The sequence below is a fragment of the Streptomyces sp. NPDC042371 genome (genome assembly GCF_056437465.1).
This window is the reverse complement of record NZ_JBWKAP010000001.1, coordinates 613496-628985: the sequence shown is the minus strand read 5'-3', so window position 1 is coordinate 628985 and position 15490 is coordinate 613496. Positions and strand designations below refer to the sequence as shown.

At 73.4% G+C, this 15490-nt stretch carries 15 protein-coding genes; 5 read left to right on the top strand and 10 right to left on the bottom strand.

Features of this window, described 5'->3' with window-relative positions; all coding sequences use genetic code 11:
* Positions 1–39: 39 nt before the first annotated feature.
* Genes nirD through AC068B_RS02750 form a run of 3 tightly spaced genes read right to left on the bottom strand, consistent with a single transcriptional unit; the run spans position 40 to position 4140 of the window.
* Positions 40–381: a nitrite reductase small subunit NirD gene (gene nirD, locus AC068B_RS02760; RefSeq protein ID WP_468562148.1), complete on the bottom strand. Its 342-nt coding sequence runs from the start codon at positions 379–381 to the stop codon at positions 40–42.
* Positions 378–2930 carry a nitrite reductase large subunit NirB gene (gene nirB, locus AC068B_RS02755; protein ID WP_478668538.1) on the bottom strand — a complete coding sequence of 851 codons (2553 nt, stop codon included), beginning with the start codon at positions 2928–2930 and terminating at the stop codon, positions 378–380. The genes nirD and nirB overlap by 4 nt, the downstream gene beginning before the upstream one ends.
* Position 2931: 1 nt before the next feature.
* Positions 2932–4140 carry an NAD(P)/FAD-dependent oxidoreductase gene (locus AC068B_RS02750; RefSeq protein WP_478669225.1) on the bottom strand — a complete coding sequence of 403 codons (1209 nt, stop codon included), beginning with the start codon at positions 4138–4140 and terminating at the stop codon, positions 2932–2934.
* Positions 4141–4421: 281 nt separating this feature from the next.
* Between AC068B_RS02750 and AC068B_RS02745 the strand changes: the two genes are divergently transcribed.
* From AC068B_RS02745 to AC068B_RS02735, 3 genes are all read left to right on the top strand, one after another.
* The gene (locus tag AC068B_RS02745; RefSeq protein ID WP_478668537.1) at positions 4422–5906 is read left to right on the top strand and encodes a ferredoxin reductase family protein; all 1485 of its coding nucleotides are present in this window, start codon (positions 4422–4424) and stop codon (positions 5904–5906) included.
* Between the two features lie 56 nt (positions 5907–5962).
* Positions 5963–6154, top strand: coding sequence for a hypothetical protein (locus AC068B_RS02740; RefSeq protein ID WP_478668536.1), 192 nt, complete (start codon positions 5963–5965; stop codon positions 6152–6154).
* Positions 6155–6231: 77 nt separating this feature from the next.
* Positions 6232–7014, top strand: coding sequence for a sulfite exporter TauE/SafE family protein (locus tag AC068B_RS02735; RefSeq protein WP_468562142.1), 783 nt, complete (start codon positions 6232–6234; stop codon positions 7012–7014).
* Positions 7015–7039: 25 nt separating this feature from the next.
* On the opposite strand, the gene AC068B_RS02730 is transcribed toward AC068B_RS02735, so the two are convergent.
* The 6 genes from AC068B_RS02730 to AC068B_RS02705 all read right to left on the bottom strand — a co-directional run bounded on the left by AC068B_RS02730 (position 7040) and on the right by AC068B_RS02705 (position 12147).
* Complete coding sequence (locus AC068B_RS02730; protein WP_478668534.1) at positions 7040–7699, bottom strand: class F sortase; 660 nt, start codon at positions 7697–7699, stop codon at positions 7040–7042.
* 118 nt (positions 7700–7817) lie between these two features.
* Positions 7818–8384: a hypothetical protein gene (locus tag AC068B_RS02725; protein ID WP_478668533.1), complete on the bottom strand. Its 567-nt coding sequence runs from the start codon at positions 8382–8384 to the stop codon at positions 7818–7820.
* A gap of 354 nt (positions 8385–8738) precedes the next feature.
* Complete coding sequence (locus AC068B_RS02720; RefSeq protein ID WP_478669224.1) at positions 8739–9560, bottom strand: aminotransferase class IV; 822 nt, start codon at positions 9558–9560, stop codon at positions 8739–8741.
* Entirely contained in the window at positions 9557–10078 is a 522-nt protein-coding gene (gene soxR, locus AC068B_RS02715; protein WP_478668532.1) for a redox-sensitive transcriptional activator SoxR, read from the bottom strand. The genes AC068B_RS02720 and soxR overlap by 4 nt, the downstream gene beginning before the upstream one ends.
* A gap of 24 nt (positions 10079–10102) precedes the next feature.
* On the bottom strand, positions 10103–11413 hold the full coding sequence (locus tag AC068B_RS02710) for an ATP-binding protein (RefSeq protein WP_478668530.1): 1311 nt from the start codon (positions 11411–11413) through the stop codon (positions 10103–10105).
* Complete coding sequence (locus AC068B_RS02705) at positions 11413–12147, bottom strand: hypothetical protein (RefSeq protein WP_478668529.1); 735 nt, start codon at positions 12145–12147, stop codon at positions 11413–11415. The genes AC068B_RS02710 and AC068B_RS02705 overlap by 1 nt, the downstream gene beginning before the upstream one ends.
* A 235-nt stretch (positions 12148–12382) precedes the next feature.
* Between AC068B_RS02705 and AC068B_RS02700 the strand changes: the two genes are divergently transcribed.
* Both AC068B_RS02700 and AC068B_RS02695 read left to right on the top strand, forming a co-directional pair.
* Entirely contained in the window at positions 12383–12850 is a 468-nt protein-coding gene (locus AC068B_RS02700; RefSeq protein WP_478668528.1) for a gamma-glutamylcyclotransferase family protein, read from the top strand.
* 183 nt (positions 12851–13033) lie between these two features.
* Positions 13034–13324, top strand: coding sequence for a DUF6355 family natural product biosynthesis protein (locus AC068B_RS02695; RefSeq protein WP_055570181.1), 291 nt, complete (start codon positions 13034–13036; stop codon positions 13322–13324).
* A gap of 61 nt (positions 13325–13385) precedes the next feature.
* On the opposite strand, the gene AC068B_RS02690 is transcribed toward AC068B_RS02695, so the two are convergent.
* Positions 13386–15479 (bottom strand): molybdopterin oxidoreductase family protein, encoded by a 2094-nt coding sequence (locus AC068B_RS02690; protein WP_478669222.1) that lies wholly within the window; start codon positions 15477–15479, stop codon positions 13386–13388.
* Positions 15480–15490: the final 11 nt, after the last annotated feature.

The window sequence follows — 15490 nt, the reverse complement described above, 5'->3', positions numbered from 1 at the left end:
GTCTTACTGGAACGAACGGTCAAGCAATCTCAACCAACCTCAGGCAACCCGTACCGGATGCACCGCGACCGACACCTCCTCGTCGTCCAGGCACCGCCCCGTCTCCAGGTCGAACCGCTGCTTCAGGAGCGGTGAGGCGACGAACGGCCGCCCCTGCTCCGTCCCGAGCAGCCCCCGGGAGAGGACCGCGGCGCCCGTGAACGGGTCGCGGTTGTCGATCGCGTACGCACGGCCCTCGCGGTCGAGGAAGAGCGCGGCCTGCCTGCCGTCGGGCAGCAGGGCCGCGAGCCCCCGGCCCGGCACGAGCTGCGTACGGTCGCAGATCTCCAACCAGTCCTCTTCGAGGCGGAGTTGGATGCTGACGGAGGTCGAGCCGCTCATCGGGTGGCTCCTTCCAGGGGGCGGGGGCCGATGGACAGAAGGGGAAGGTCGGGCTTGATCTGGTCGCGCTCGGGGATGAAGCCGACCGTGGGGTCCGGCACGCCCGGCGCGTTCACGAAGGACACGAAGCGCGCGAGCCGCTCCGGGTCGTCCAGGGTCTCCGCCCACTCGTCGCGGTAGTGGGTGACGTGCGCGGCCATCAGCGACTCCAGCTCGTCACAGATGCCCAGCGAGTCGTGGACGACGACGTCCCGCACGTGGTCGAGGCCGCCGTCGATCCGGTCGAGCCAGGCGGCGGTGCGCTCCAGCCGGTCCGCGGTGCGGATGTAGAACATCAGGAACCGGTCGATGAGGCGCACCAGTTCGGCGTCGCTCAGATCCTGCGCGAGCAGGTCCGCGTGGCGCGGGGTCGCGCCGCCGTTCCCGCCGACGTACAGGTTCCAGCCGCTCGCCGTGGCGATGACGCCGAAGTCCTTGGACTGGGCCTCCGCGCACTCGCGGGCGCACCCGGACACCGCCGACTTCAGCTTGTGCGGGGCGCGCAGACCCCGGTAGCGCAGCTCCAGGTCGATGGCCATGCGCACGGAGTCCTGCACGCCGTACCGGCACCAGGTCTGCCCGACGCACGACTTCACGGTGCGCAGCGCCTTGCCGTACGCGTGCCCTGACTCGAAGCCCGCGTCCACCAACCTCGTCCAGATCATCGGGAGTTGCTCGACGCGCGCCCCGAACAGGTCGATGCGCTGTCCGCCGGTGATCTTCGTATAGAGCCCGAAGTCCCGCGCCACCTCGCCGATGACGATCAGCTTCTCGGGGGTGATCTCGCCGCCGGGGATGCGCGGCACCACCGAATAGGAGCCGTTCTTCTGGAGGTTGGCGAGGAAGTGGTCGTTGGTGTCCTGGAGTGCGGCCTGCTCGCCGTCCAGGACGTACCCCTTCGCGCCGATCGACGGCGCGAGCGACGCGATGATCGAGCCGACCGCGGGCTTGCACTCGTCACAGCCCTCGCCGCCGCGCGCCCCCTCGCGTCCGTGCCCGTCGAGCAGCTCACGGAAGGAGGTGATCCGCAGGGCGCGCACGATTTCGTACAGCTCCTGGCGGGTCTGCCCGAAGCAGCCGCACAGCCCGTCGTCGCCGCTCTTCGGCAGCAGCTGCCCGATCACCTTCAGGCAACTGCCGCAGCCCGTACCCGCCTTGGTGCACTTCTTCACCTCGGGCAGGCTGGAGCAGGCGCAGATGGCGTCCTTGGTGACGTTGTGGCAGTTGCAGATCACCGCGGATCCCGGCAGCGCCTCGGGGCCGAGCGCGACGGGGGCGCCCGCGCCCGCGGGCAGCACCAACTGCTCGGCGGGCACCGGCGGCACGGACCCGGTGAGCGGCCGCAGCACCCCGTACTGCTCCGCGTCGCCGACGAGGATGCCGCCGAGCAGCTCGCCCTCGGGCGACATCACCAGCTTCTTGTACGTTCCCGAGCGCGAGTCCGTGTAGACGACGTCGAGGCAGCCCTCCGCCGTGCCGTGCGCGTCGCCGAACGACGCGACGTCGACGCCGAGGAGCTTCAGCTTGGTGGAGAGGTCGGCGCCGGTGAAGCTCGCCTCCTGGGCGGCGATGTCGGCGGCCGCCGTCTGGGCCATCTCGTAGCCCGGCGCGACCAGTCCGTAGACCCGGCCGTCCGCCGCCAGCGCGCACTCGCCGATCGCGTACACGTCCGGGTCGCTGGTGCGGCACTGCTCGTCGACCGTGATGCCGCCGCGCTCGCCGACGGTCAGGCCGTGGTCGCGGGCCAGCTGGTCACGCGGCCGCACCCCCGCGGAGAACACCACCAGATCCGTGGCGACCTCGCTCCCGTCGGACAGCTTCATGCCCGACACTGCACCGTCCTCGCCCGTCACGATCTCCTGCGTGCCGGTGCCGGTGTGCACGGTCAGACCCATGCCCGTGATGGTCCGCAGGAGCGCCGCGCCGCCGCCCTCGTCGACCTGCACCGGCATCAGCCGCGGCGCGAACTCCACGACGTGCGTGGCGAGTCCGAGCCCCTTGAGCGCGCCCGCGGCCTCCAGGCCGAGCAGCCCGCCGCCGACGACCGCGCCGGTCGTCGCCCGCCGCTTCGCGTACTCCTCGATGGCCAGCAGGTCCTCGATGGTGCGGTAGACGAAACAGCCCGTCGCGTCCTTGCCCGGCACCGGCGGCACGAAGGGGTAGGAGCCGGTGGCGAGCACGAGCTTGTCGTACGTGAAGACGGCGCCCGAGCGTGCGGTGACCGTCCTCGCCCCGCGGTCGAAGCTCTGCGCCGCGTCGCCGACGTACAGCTCGATGCCGTGCTCGTCGAGGAACTCCCGGTCGGTCAGGGAGAGGTCGTCGGGCGTGCGGCCCGAGAAGTACGAGGTGAGCTGCACGCGGTCGTAGGCCGGGCGCGGCTCCTCGCACAGCACCACGATGCGGTGGCTCGTCGTGAGCCCCTGCGCGGCGGCGGCCTCCAGGAACCGCTGGCCGACCATGCCGTGGCCGACGAGCACGAGGGTGGGGCGGGGGAGCGGGTTCGTTGGCATGTCAGCGGCCTCCGTCATATGTGAGCAGGTGGAGCAGGGGGCTGTCGTCGTCGGGCAGCGGGTCGTCGGCCTCCCAGGCGCGGGCGAGCACGCCGACCGCGGTGAGCTCGCCCAGCAGCACCCCGCCGACGAGGCGGCCGCCGCGGACGACGACCTTGCGGTACGTGCCGCGGGTGGCGTCGGCGAGCTGGACGACGTCGTCGTCGGGGCGCGGCTCCGGGTCCCCGAAGGCCGCGAGGTCCAGCGGGCCAGGGCCCGGCAGGGTGAGGCGGGTCAGTGTGCGGGTGCCGGTGTAGGGGCGCGGGGCGGTCCCGTCGGCCGGTGCGTGACCGAGCGCCGCGGCGAGCGCGTCGGCCTGCTCGACGGCGGGCGTCGCCAGGCCGTAGACCCGGCCCGCGTGCTCCGCGCAGTCCCCGACGGCCCGGATGTGCGGGTCGGACGTCCGCAGCAGGTCGTCCACGACGACGCCCCTGCGCACGTCGAGCCCGGCGGCCAGCGCCAGACCGGTGCGGGGCCGCACGCCGCAGGCGAGGACGGTCACATCGGTGTCCAGCAGATAGCCGTCGGCGAGTTCGACGCGGCGCACGGCCCCGTCGGCGACGCCGACCCCGCGCACCCGGCACTCGGTGTGCACCTCGACACCGAGGTCCGTGAGGTGGCGCCGCACCAGCTCGGACGAGGCCGGGTCGAGCTGGCGCTCCATGAGCCGCTCGGCCTGCTGGACCAGGACGACCTGGGCGCCCCGCACGGCGAGGGCGCGGGCCGCCGACACCCCGAGGAGGCCGCCGCCGATGACGACGGCACGGACGCCCGGCGTCAGCGCCGCCGACAGCGCGAGGCAGTCGTCCATGGTCCGGAACGCGTGCACGCCGCCGGGGAGTTCACGGGCCCCCGGCGCGAACAGGCCGCGCAGCGGCGGCAGGACGGGGTTCGAGCCCGTCGCGAGGACGAGGGTGCCGTAAGGGACGACGCTGCCGTCCGCGCAGTGCACACGGCGCTCGGCGCGGTCGACACGGACCGCGCGGGTGCGGAGCACCGGACCCGGCGGACTCGGCAGGGCGATCACGTCGGGCCCGTACCGTCCCGCGAGGACCTCGGCGAGCAGCACGCGGTTGTACGGGGCGTGCTCCTCCTCGCCGATCAGTACGGTGCCCGCGCCGAGGCGCTGCGCCACGCGGGTACCGGCCAGGCCCGTGCCGATCACCACCACACCGTCGGCAGGTGCGGCGCCGGTGCCGGGTCCTGCGGCGGTCGGCTGTGCCGCTCGCGGCTGCGGTGAGGAGGTCATGTTCCGAAGCGTGCGACGCCGGTGTTACCCGGCAGGATCGGCCCTGTTTCCCTGGCGGAACGCTGCCCTCAGAGGGATCCGTGAACGGCTGTGAGGGCCCGTTGCTTAACCCCCGTTGAGCCGATCCTCAAGGCCGCCTTAAAGAACGGGCGGACGCCGCTGGCCAGGAACTTCCAGGCCCTCACGGCGCCTAGTGTGCGGCCGTGACCACCGAGGCAGCCGACCCCCGAATCGACGCGTACCCAGCGCTGGCCGCGTACCTGCGCCAGATGGACGCCCCGCTGGACCAGGGCATTCCGCCGATGCCCCAGGAGCCGCCGCGCACGACCGGCGGCGGGCCGCGCCGCGTCCGCGCGACGCCCCGCGCCACCCCCGCCCCACCCGTCCGCATCACCTTCCGGACCCTGCGCATCGGGATCATCGACGGGGTCCTTGCCATCACCGCGCTGTGGGCCGTGCAGGCGGAGCCGTCCGCCCGGCTCGACGTGCTGTTCGCCACCGGGGCGCACCTGACGGGACTGCTCGCCGGGTACGGCATCCTCGTCATGCTCTTCCTGATGGCCCGCGTCCCCGCCGTCGAACACGGTGTCGGCGCCGACCGGCTCGCGCGGAGCCACGCCCTCGGCGGCCGGTACGTGCTGAGCCTCTGCGCCGCCCACGCCCTCCTCGCCCTCTGCGGCTACGCGGCCCACGCCGACACCGACCTCCTGCACGCCGCCCTCGACCTGCTCGGCTACCCGGGCCTCGCCGCCGCCACCGTCGGCACCGCCCTGCTCGCCGCCGTCGGCGTCACCTCCGCCCGCACCCTGCGCCGCCGCATCCCGCACGAGACCTGGCGCGCCGTGCACCTGCTGACCTACCTCGGCGCCGCCCTCGCCTTCGCGCACCAGCTCGCGGGCCCCGACGTCGCGGGTGGCGTCCTGTCCCTCGGGCTCTGGTCGCTGCTGCACGCCACCGTCGCCGTCCTCCTCGTCTGGTACCGCCTCGTCGTCCCCGTACGGCAGGCGCTGCGGCACAGCCTGCGCGTCATCGGCGTGCACGACGAAGGCCCCGGCGTCGTCTCCGTCGTCGTGCAGGGCATCGGCGTCGACCACCTGCGCGCCGAACCCGGGCAGTTCTTCCGGTGGCGCTTCCTCCAGCGCAGGCTCTGGCACACCGCGCTGCCCTTCTCGCTCTCCGCGCCCGTCCGCGACGACACGCTGCGCATCACCGTCAAGGCGGCGGGCGACCACACCCGGCGGATGCGGCGCCTCAGGCCCGGCACGCGCGTCCTAGCCACCGGCCCCTTCGGCGCGCTCACCGCGCACCGGCGCACCCGGCGCAAGGTGCTGCTCCTCGCGGGCGGCGTCGGCATCACCCCGATGCGGGCCCTCTTCGAGACGCTGCCCGGCGGCCCCGGTGACATCACCCTGCTCTACCGCGCGGGCAGCGCCGAACAGCTCGTCCTCAGGGAGGAGCTGGAGGCCATCGCGCGGAGGCGGCAGGCCGGGCTGCACTATCTGCTCGGCCGCTCCGACGCGTCGTTCGACCCCCTCGCCCCGCAGGCCCTGCGCAACCTCATCCCCGACCTCGCCGACCACGACGTCTACCTGTGCGGCCCGCCCGGCATGTCCGCCGCTGCGACCACGGCACTCGTCCGCGCGGGCGTCCCGGAGGAACGCATCCACGCGGAGTGCTTCACGTTCTGAGCGCCGCCGTTCATCTCACCGCCAGCCCGCCCACCCCGAGCCCGAGAAAGCAGGCCATGGGACGCCACCGCAGACCCCTCGCCCCCGCCCAGGGACCCACCCTCCAGGCCCGCAGGAAGCTCGCCGCGGGACTGGCCGGGGCGAGCGCGCTCGTCGCCACGGCCCTCTCCCTCGCGGTCGACCCGGCGGCGCCCCCGGCCCCCGACCGCCCCTCGGCAGGCGTACCCGCACCACAAGCGGCTCCCTGACCCCCTGACCTCAGAAGTCGCTAAACTTTCACCTATTCGATGGACTGCGTGATCACCGCGTCCTTAAGGTCGCGATCATGCCTGACATATCCCTGACCACGGTCGTCGTCCTCTGTCTCGCCGCCCTCGCGGCCGGGTGGATCGACGCCGTGGTCGGCGGCGGCGGACTGCTGCTCCTCCCCGCCCTGCTCCTCGGCCTGCCGGGCGGCACCCCGGCCGCGCACGCCCTCGGCACGAACAAGGCGGTCGCGATCGTCGGCACGACGGGCGCCGCGGTGACCTACGTCAGGAAGACACCGGTCGACGTGCCGACGGCGGTGCGGATCGGCCTCGCCGCGCTCGCCGGTTCCATGGGCGGCGCGTTCTTCGCGGCGGGCATGAGCACCGACGTGCTGAAGCCCGTGATCATGGTGGTGCTGCTCGCCGTCGGCGCCTTCGTGATCCTCAGGCCCGCCTTCGGCACGGCGCCCGCCACCGGGCCCGCGTCCCCGAAGCGGATCCTCGCCGCGATCGGCCTCGCGGGCCTCGGCATCGGCTTCTACGACGGGCTCATCGGGCCCGGCACCGGCACGTTCCTCGTCCTCGCCCTGACCGCCGTGCTCCACCTCGACCTCGTCGCGGCGTCCGCCACCGCGAAGATCGTGAACTGCTGCACCAACGCGGGCGCCCTCGCGATGTTCAGCTGGCAGGGCGCGGTCCTGTGGCAGCTGGCCGGTCTCATGGCCGCCTTCAACCTCGCGGGCGCCATGTTCGGCGCGCGCACGGCCTTGAAGAAGGGCAGCGGCTTCGTCCGCGTCGTGCTCCTGACCACCGTCTTCGGGCTCGTGGTGAAGATGGCGTACGAGCAGTGGGTGGCGTGAGCGGTGTGTGGGAGGAGAGGGATCCTCAGCGGACCGCGGTGAGGTGGGCGAAGACCACCACGTTGCCCTGGTAGCCCGTCCGCTTCGAGTACTTCCCGCCGCAGGTGATGACCCGCAGCTCCGGCCGGTTCGCGGCGCCGTACACCTTCTCGTCGGGGAAGTCCGCGGCGTCGTACACCTCGTTCGCGTGCACGGTGAAGACGGCGACGCTGCCGTCCCTGCGCTCCACCTCGATCGTGCGGCCCTTCTTCAGCGCGCCCAGCTCGTAGAAGACGGCGGGTCCCTCCTTGTTGTCGACGTGGCCCGCCACGATCGCGGTGCCGCGCTCGCCAGGCGTGGTGCCCGCCTCGTACCAGCCCGCGAGGTTCTTGCGCTCCGGCGGCGGCACGTCGAGGCTGCCCTGCCGGGTCAGGCCGAGGCCCATCAGGGGGGTGTCGACGCCGATCGCGGGGATCCGCACGCGGTCGGGCGGGGAGGGCGGGAGCGGTGTGGTGCCGGAGTCGGGGTCGATGCCGGGGCCGGTGCCCGGGGCCGTCGACGGGTCCTGCGCGGCCTGCGCGGCGGACGGCTGGGGCGGCGGGTGCGACTCGGCGCCGTTGCTGAGCAGCCACGCCCCGGAGCACAGGGCCACGGCGGTGACGGCACCTATGACGGCGTTGCCGGTCTTCCTGCCCGTACGGCGCATACGGCGGCCTCCTCGTGGTCACGGCGGACAGGGCCCTCGTCCCCCTCCCCGCCCGCGAGGGGACACGGGCCGGGAGGGGGCAGGGGTGGCGGTACCGGTGGACAGCGGAGGGTGTCCGTCAGATCCTGTCGCCTCTCGCCCGGCGATGCAGGAGCCAGGTACCGCCCGCGGCGGCGACGGCCAGGGCCGCCACTCCCGCCGCGGTCTGCACGGGGTCGGGGCCGAGTGCGCCGCCGACCCCCGTCTTCACATGCCCCTTGGGGAGCTGCTGCTGCCGTTCACCGGCAGCGGCGGTGGAGGTGATCGTGACCATGAGATCGCCCGCGACCTTCTTGTTCTTCGCCCCCGAGCCGCCGGACCCGGAGCACTTCGCGACGATCTCGTACGTGCCGGGCTGCGCGGACGGCGGCACCTCGAACCGTCCGGCCGCGGTCTCGCTGCCCTCCGGGTGGTTGCTCGGCGCCAGCGTGAACGTGCCCGCGCCCACCGCGCTCGCGTCCCCCGTCGCGGTCCCGCCCGGGCCGCAGGCGGTCGTGTCCACGGTGACGGTGGAGCCGGGGGTGACGGTGGCGGGGCGGATCTCCAGACCCCCGGCCGGTGGGCCGGGAGCGGCGGAGGCGGGGACGGCCAGAGCGCCCGCCGCCACGGCGAGAGCGGTACCGGTCAGCAGACGGGCGTAGCGCATGTGGTCGTTCCTCCGAGGGCCATCGCACGGGCACGGCCCGCGGCACCCCCAAGTGCCGCTGCGTCGGTCGAACCCCGCTCTACCGAGGTAAGTGGCACTCGGCGCCCAGCGCCTCCTGATGGGACATCAGAAAGGCCGGGTGCGGGGGTCTTCCGGCGCGGTGGGAGGAACGTTCCAGCAGGTCACCGGCGTGTCGGCGGACCGTGTCCGAAGGGTGCGCGGCTCGCCTGTGAATGGGTGACCCGATGCGCCAGGCGGGGGCGCGGGGCGGGGCGCCGAGAGGTGCGGCGCGAGGCGACAGGTCAGCGGCGGCGGGTGCCTCGGAGGGGCATCGGACGGTCGGTCATCGGAGGGTCAGAGGGTGTCCCACGGCACCTCCTCGTACGCCCCCGCCACCGTCGCCATCAGCTTCTCGTCGACCCCGTACACGACCTCGTCGATCCGCCGCACGGGACGGACCCCCCACGCGTTGGTGACGAAGGCCGCCGCGTACGAGGGGAGGTCCGCGAGGGTGACCGAAGCCTGCCGGGTGGGCAGCCCCGCGGCGGGCAGGCGCGACCGGACCAGCTGCATCGTGATGCCGGACAGGTGCGGCGCGTCCGGCCACACGACGTCCGTGCCGTCGAAGAAGGCGATGTTCGTGACCGCGCCCTCGCTGACCTCCCCGCCGGGACCGGTGAGCAGCACCTCGTCGAAACCCGCGGCCCGCGCGAGCTCGGCGTGTCGGGCCTGGCCGAAGCCGCCCAGATGCTTGATGTGGGCGAAGGGCCGCTGGTACGCCACCGAGCGCAGCGACTGCGCGCGGGCCTCCATCGTGGCGGGCAGCTCCGTGGGCGGCCGGACGGTGACCAGGTGGGACGGCTTGCCGTCCGGGGCGTGGACGTAGACCCGTACGGACGCCTCGGTGGTGTCGTCGCGCAGGATGTGCCGGACCAGGCCGCGCACGTGCTCCCCGTCGACACCGTGCCCGAAGAGCTCCCGCGTGGCCGCGTCGAGCCGGGCCAGATGACGGTCCAGGCCGCGCACCTTGCCGCCCCTGACCTGCATCGCGGTGAAGTGCCCCGTCTGGACGAGGGCGGGCCACAGCAGGTTCTCGGCGGTCGCGGGACGCCCGTCGACCTCGATGCGCTGTGCCAGTGCGGCGGTTGTCGTGGCAGTTGTCCCGGCGCTTGTCATACGCACGCGTCCTCCTGGTCTTCCGCCGTCGTCCCGCAGGCCCCGGTGGCGCACGGAACCTGCTTCTCGACGAGGCGGCGCGGTCCTGGGCCGCGTGTGCCGAGCGCGTCCAAGGCGTTGGAGAGCGAGCACCGGGACAGCGAGAGGCAGCCGCAGCCGATGCAGTCGTCGAGGTTGTCGCGCAGCCGCTGGAGGGTCCGTATCCGGGTGTCGAGGTCCTCGCGCCAGCACTCGGAGATCCGCGCCCAGTCCGCGCGGTTCGGCGTGCGGTCCTCGGGGAGCATGGCGAGCACCTCGCGGATCGCGGCGAGCGGCATGCCGAGCTGCTGCGAGGTGCGGATGAAGGCGACCCGGCGCAGGGTGTCCCGGCTGTAGCGGCGCTGATTGCCCGTGGTGCGACGGGACTTGATGAGCCCTTCGGTCTCGTAGAACCGCAGGGCCGAAGGGGCGACTCCGCTGCGCGCAGCGAGCTCGCCGATGGTGGCTTCCTTGGCTTTCGGTGCGAGGCGGTGCGTCATGCGGTCAGCGTAATGACCCTCGGCTCACGCTTCGGGCAAGCGCACCACCGCCACCGCCCCGCCGTCCGCCGCGTTGGAGAACTCCACGCGGGCGCCGATCACCTGGGCCTGGCCGCACGCGATGGTCAGGCCGAGACCGGTGCCCTGGCCGCGCTCCCGCGCGCCGGTCTGGAAGCGCCGCGGGCCGTCCTCAAGGAGGTGGTCGGGGAAGCCGGGTCCGTGGTCGCGGACCGTGACCTCGACGCCGTCGACGCGCACCTCGACCGGATCGCCGCCGTGCTTGCGCGCGTTGCCGACGAGATTGGCGAAGATGCGCTCCAGACGACGCGCGTCCGTCCGTACGAAGGTCTCGTACGCGCGGTCCGCACCCACCGGGGTGAAACCGGCCGTCGACCCGCCCGCCCGCTCCGCGATGGCCTCGACGAGCCGCCCCAGCGGATGCACCTCCAGGTCGGGCTTCTCCACCTCCGCGTCGAGGCGCGCCACTTCGAGTAGGTCCTCGGTGAGGGTGCGCAGGGCGCGGACCCGGTCGCGCACGAGCTCGGTGGGGCGGCTCGGCGGCAGCAGCTCGGCCGCCGTGTGCAGGCCCGTCAGCGGGGTGCGCAGCTCGTGGGCGACGTCCGCGGTGAAGCGCTGCTCGGCCTCCAGGCGCTGCTGCAGGGACGCGGCCATCGTGTCGACGGCCGTGGCCAGTTCGGCCACCTCGTCTTTGCCGTGCCGCACGCCGGGCGGGCGCGGATGGTCGATGCGGGCGTCGAGGTCGCCCTGGCTGATGCGGCGCGCGATGGCCGCCGCGGTGCGCAGCTCGCGGCTCAGCCTGCTGGAAAGTCCGGCGCCGCCGAGCGCGGCGAGGCCTACGACGACGGCGCCCGAGACCAGCAGCTGCCGGTCGAACTCGGCCATGTCGTCGGCCTGTTCGTGCAGCGGCTCGCGGATGGACAGGACGTGGCGGGGGTGGTCGCCGACCGGCCGTGCCGCCCAGACGCACGGGTCGTCCGATGTCAGGTCGAGGTAGGTGGTGCGCTGCCCGGCCAGCGCAGCCCGCCGCAGCGGCGCGGGGAGGCGGGGGTCGTCGATGGCGGCGTCCGTGTCGGTCTGGTCGACCTGGCCCGTCAGCTCGTACAGCTGGCGCAGCCGGACGAGTTGCGCCACCGCGCCGGAGCGGGCCCCCGAGGAGATCTGGTCGAGCCGCGCGTGGTGGACGAGCAGACCGATGGCGACGGCGACGACCGCACAGCCCACGGCGAGCAACGCGGTGATCTTCCAGCGCAGCCCGAGACTGTTGAGCGCGGCACGGGTCCTGGCCGTGGTCCTGGCCCTGGGCCTGCGCGGCATCAAGGGCTCCATGGGGAGGGGGAGTCGGAGGGGCCCGAGGGGGAGCCGGAGGGGCCGGGGTGCTGGTCGGTCGTCCCGGGCGTCCCGGTCGGCCGGGGCGACCTCTTGTAGTTCTTGATGTCGCTGACCGTGGACATCCGCGCGCCGTCCCAGTGGAAGCGCACGGCCTGCTCGCCGCCCTCCGAGCACGGGGTGCGCACCAGCAGGTCGGGACCGATCGTCTCCACGCTCAGGCTCCTGCCGGAGGTGAACAGGATCGGGTAGACCTTGCCGCCGCGCTCGGTGTAGACGGCGAGCACCGACCGGCCGCTCTCCGTGTCGGCGGCCACGAGCATGTCGGGCTTCTTGTCGCCGGTGAGGTCCAGGAACATCGGCGGCCGTATCCCGGCCTGTCCCGGCCGGTCGATCATTCCGCGGTCGGCGAGCGGTTTCGTGCGGGGGTCGGCCCGCAGGATCTCGTGCACGTCCATCGAGGTGAGCCCTCCCGAACCGACCTTCAGGCCCCTCAACGGCTGCGGGGGCGGCTGGCGCGTGGCGGCCTCGGCGCCCGGCGCCCGCGAGGTATTCCCGGCCCAGGCGGGCCAGACCGCCTCGGGGTGCGGCTGCACGGAGACGGACGGCGCGGAGTCGCCGTGACCGAGGCCGTCCGTACTGGCGCACCCGGTCAGTGCGAGGGCCGCCAGGGCGGCGGAGGGTGCGCCCAGGAGGAGCAGGCGGCGAGGCATCGGATTCATGGGGTGGCTGACCGTCACGTGGGGGGCGCTGGTGGTGGCCGGTCCAGGGGGCTGCACCGGGGATTCGGCAGAGGACCGGCCACCGCTTTCGAAGGTAGGAACCCTCCATCACGGAAAACGGGAGGTTGTGTAACAGCTACGCCTAAGACCATCGAAAACGCGCCACTCGGGACCTTCGCCCTGGCCGCTCGACCCGGGCGCCCTGCACTAAGCCGCCGCTGTGCACAATCGGCCCATGGAAGACGAACGCGGCACGGCCCGGCTACCGTTCTTCGTGTACGGCACGCTGCGCCCGGGGGAGCCCAACCACGCCGTCCACCTGCGCGGCCGGACCGCGACGGAGGCGCCCGCCTTGCTGCCGGACGCCGTCCTCTACGACGGCCCCGGATACCCGTACGCCGTCGAGCGCCCCGGCGAGGGCCCGGTGCGCGGAGAACTGGTGACCGCGCTCCCCACCGCCTACGACCGCCTCCTCGTCACCTTGGACCTCCTGGAGGAGTACGCCCCGGGCGACCCCCGCAACCTCTACGAGCGGGTCGTACGCGACGTACTCGACCACGCCGGGTCCGCGGTGCGCGCCTGGGTCTACGTCGCGGCCCCGCGTGTGGCGGCCGGACTGCGCACCTCCGGCTTGGTGATCGGGGGCGGGGACTGGGCGTCCCACCGGCGGATCCGGCGGAGCAGCCACCTCCCGCCCCGCTGATCAACCCCCGCCCCACAACGGCAAATGTGCAGTTCAAACGCTTACACACCCGAACCGGTGATCTGAATCACCCGTGAGAGCGAGTTGGCGTGACTACGGATGGTGATCGAAGTGAAGCTCTCCGTGTGCACCTGTAGGTGTGCGAGTCGGTGCCTTTGCACCTTTTCTTAGAAGGAGTCGCTCATGCGAGTTCGCCGTTCCCTGCCGGCCCTCATCGGTGCCCTGGCCGTCGGCCTCGGGATGACCCTGGCGTCCTCGGCCTCCGCCGAGCCCGCGGCCGTCCAGAACCCCTGCGGGTTCTACGAGACGGGCAGCGACGCCTACTACAACCACTGCACGAGCGACGGCTCGCACATCGTGATCGAGATCGACGACTGGGGCCCCAACAGCGAGCAGTGCGTGGGCCCCGGCGTGACCTGGATCGGTTCCGCCTCGGGTGTCGACGGCGCCTGGTACACGGGCCGCACCTGCTGATCCCCGCCCTTTGCACGACCGCGGGCCCGGGGCTTCGGCTCCGGGCCCGCGCCACCCGGCCTCACAACCGCTCCACCCGCACCGCGCACACCTTGAACTCCGGCATCCGCGACACGGGATCCAGCGCGGGATGCGTCAGGGTGTTGGCCCGCCCCTCGCCCGGCCAGTGGAACGGCATGAAGACCGTGTCGGCGCGGATCGCCGACGTCACCCGCGCCGGAGCCACCGCCCGGCCGCGCCGTGAGACGACGGCGACCGGATCGTCCTCCTCGACCCCCAGACGCGCGGCGAGCCGCGGATGCAGCTCCACGAAGGGCCCCGGAGCCGCTGAGTTGAGCTCGTCGACGCGCCGCGTCTGGGCCCCGGACTGGTACTGCGCGAGCACCCGCCCCGTCGTGAGCAGCACGGGATACTCCGCGTCCGGCTCCTCCGCCGCATCCCGGTGCACCACCGGCACGAACCGCGCCCGCCCGTCCTCGGTGGCGAACCGCTCCAGGAACAACCGCGGCGTCCCGCGACGCCCCACACGGTCCCCTGCTCCGTCCCCCGCCCCGGCGTCACTCCCGGCCTCCGCCTCCGCATCCGCCTCCGCCTCCGCGGGACACGGCCAGAACACCCCCTCCCCGTCGTCCTCCCGCAGCCGCTCGTAGCTGATCCCCGAGTAGTCCGCGGGCCCGCCCGCGCTCGCCCGGCGCAACTCCTCGAAGACCTCCTCCGGTTCGGTGGGGAACCCCTTCGCGTGCCCGAGCCGCGCCGCCAGCCCGTGCAGCACGTCGAGATCGCTGCGCACCCCGCCCGGCGCGGACACCGCCCGCTGTCGCAGCAGCACCCGGCCCTCCAGATTCGTCACCGTCCCCGTCTCCTCGGCCCACTGCGTCACCGGCAGCACCACGTCCGCCAGTCGAGCCGTCTCGGACAGCACCACGTCCGCCACCGCCAGGAAGTCGAGCGACCGCAGCCGCTCCTCCACATGCGCGGCCCGCGGCGCGGAGACGACCGGGTTGGAACCCATCAGGAGCAGCGACTTGATGTCCCCGCCCAACGCGTCGAGCAGTTCGTACGCCGACCTGCCGGGCCCCGGCAGCGCATCCGGGTCCACCCCCCAGACCCCCGCCACATGGGCCCGCGCCGCCGGGTCGGTCAGCTTGCGGTAGCCCGGCAGCTGGTCCGCCTTCTGGCCGTGCTCCCGCCCGCCCTGCCCGTTGCCCTGGCCCGTCAGGCAGCCGTACCCGGACAGCGGCCGCCCGGCCCGCCCCGTGGCGAGGCACAGGTTGATCCACGCCCCCACGGTGTCCGTGCCCTTCGACTGCTGCTCGGGACCGCGTGCGGTGAGCACCATCGCCGCGTCCGCGCCGCAGAAGAGCCGCACGGCATCGCGCAGTTGGGGCACCGCCACGCCGGTGATCCGCTCGACGTGCTCCGGCCAGTGCGCCATCGCCGCCGCCCGTGCCTCCCCCCATCCGCTCGTCCGCTCCTCGATGTACGCGTCGTCCGTGCGCCCCTCCGCCACGATCAGGTGCAGCAGGCCGAGCGCCAGGGCGAGATCCGTGCCGGGCCGCGGCGCCAGGTGCAGATCGGCCTGCTCGGCGGTCCGGGTCCGCCGGGGGTCGACGACGATCAACGTGCCGCCGTTCTCCCGCAGTTCCGTCAGATACCGCAGCGCGGGCGGCATCGTCTCGGCGAGGTTCGACCCGACGAGGACCACGCACCCAGTGCGCGGGATGTCCTCCAACGGAAACGGCAGCCCCCGGTCGAGCCCGAACGCCCGCTGACCGGCGGCCGCGGCCGACGACATGCAGAACCGTCCGTTGTAGTCGATCTGCGACGTGCCGAGCGCGACCCTCGCGAACTTGCCCAGCGCGTACGCCTTCTCGTTGGTCAGTCCGCCCCCGCCGAACACCCCGCACGCGTCCGCGCCGTGCTCGGACCGGGTGCGGGACAGCCCGTCGGCGATCCGGTCGAGGGCCTCCTCCCAGGTGGCCGGCGTGAGCCTGCCCGTGGCGTGGGACCGGATGAGTGGCTCCGTCAGCCGCACCCGGGAGGAGAGCACCGCGGGCGCCGTGCGCCCCTTGCCGCACAGGGCTCCCTTGTTCACGGGGAACCCGGCACGCTCCACGACCTCCACATCGCCACCGGGGCCCGTCGTCAGGCCCATCCCGCACTGCA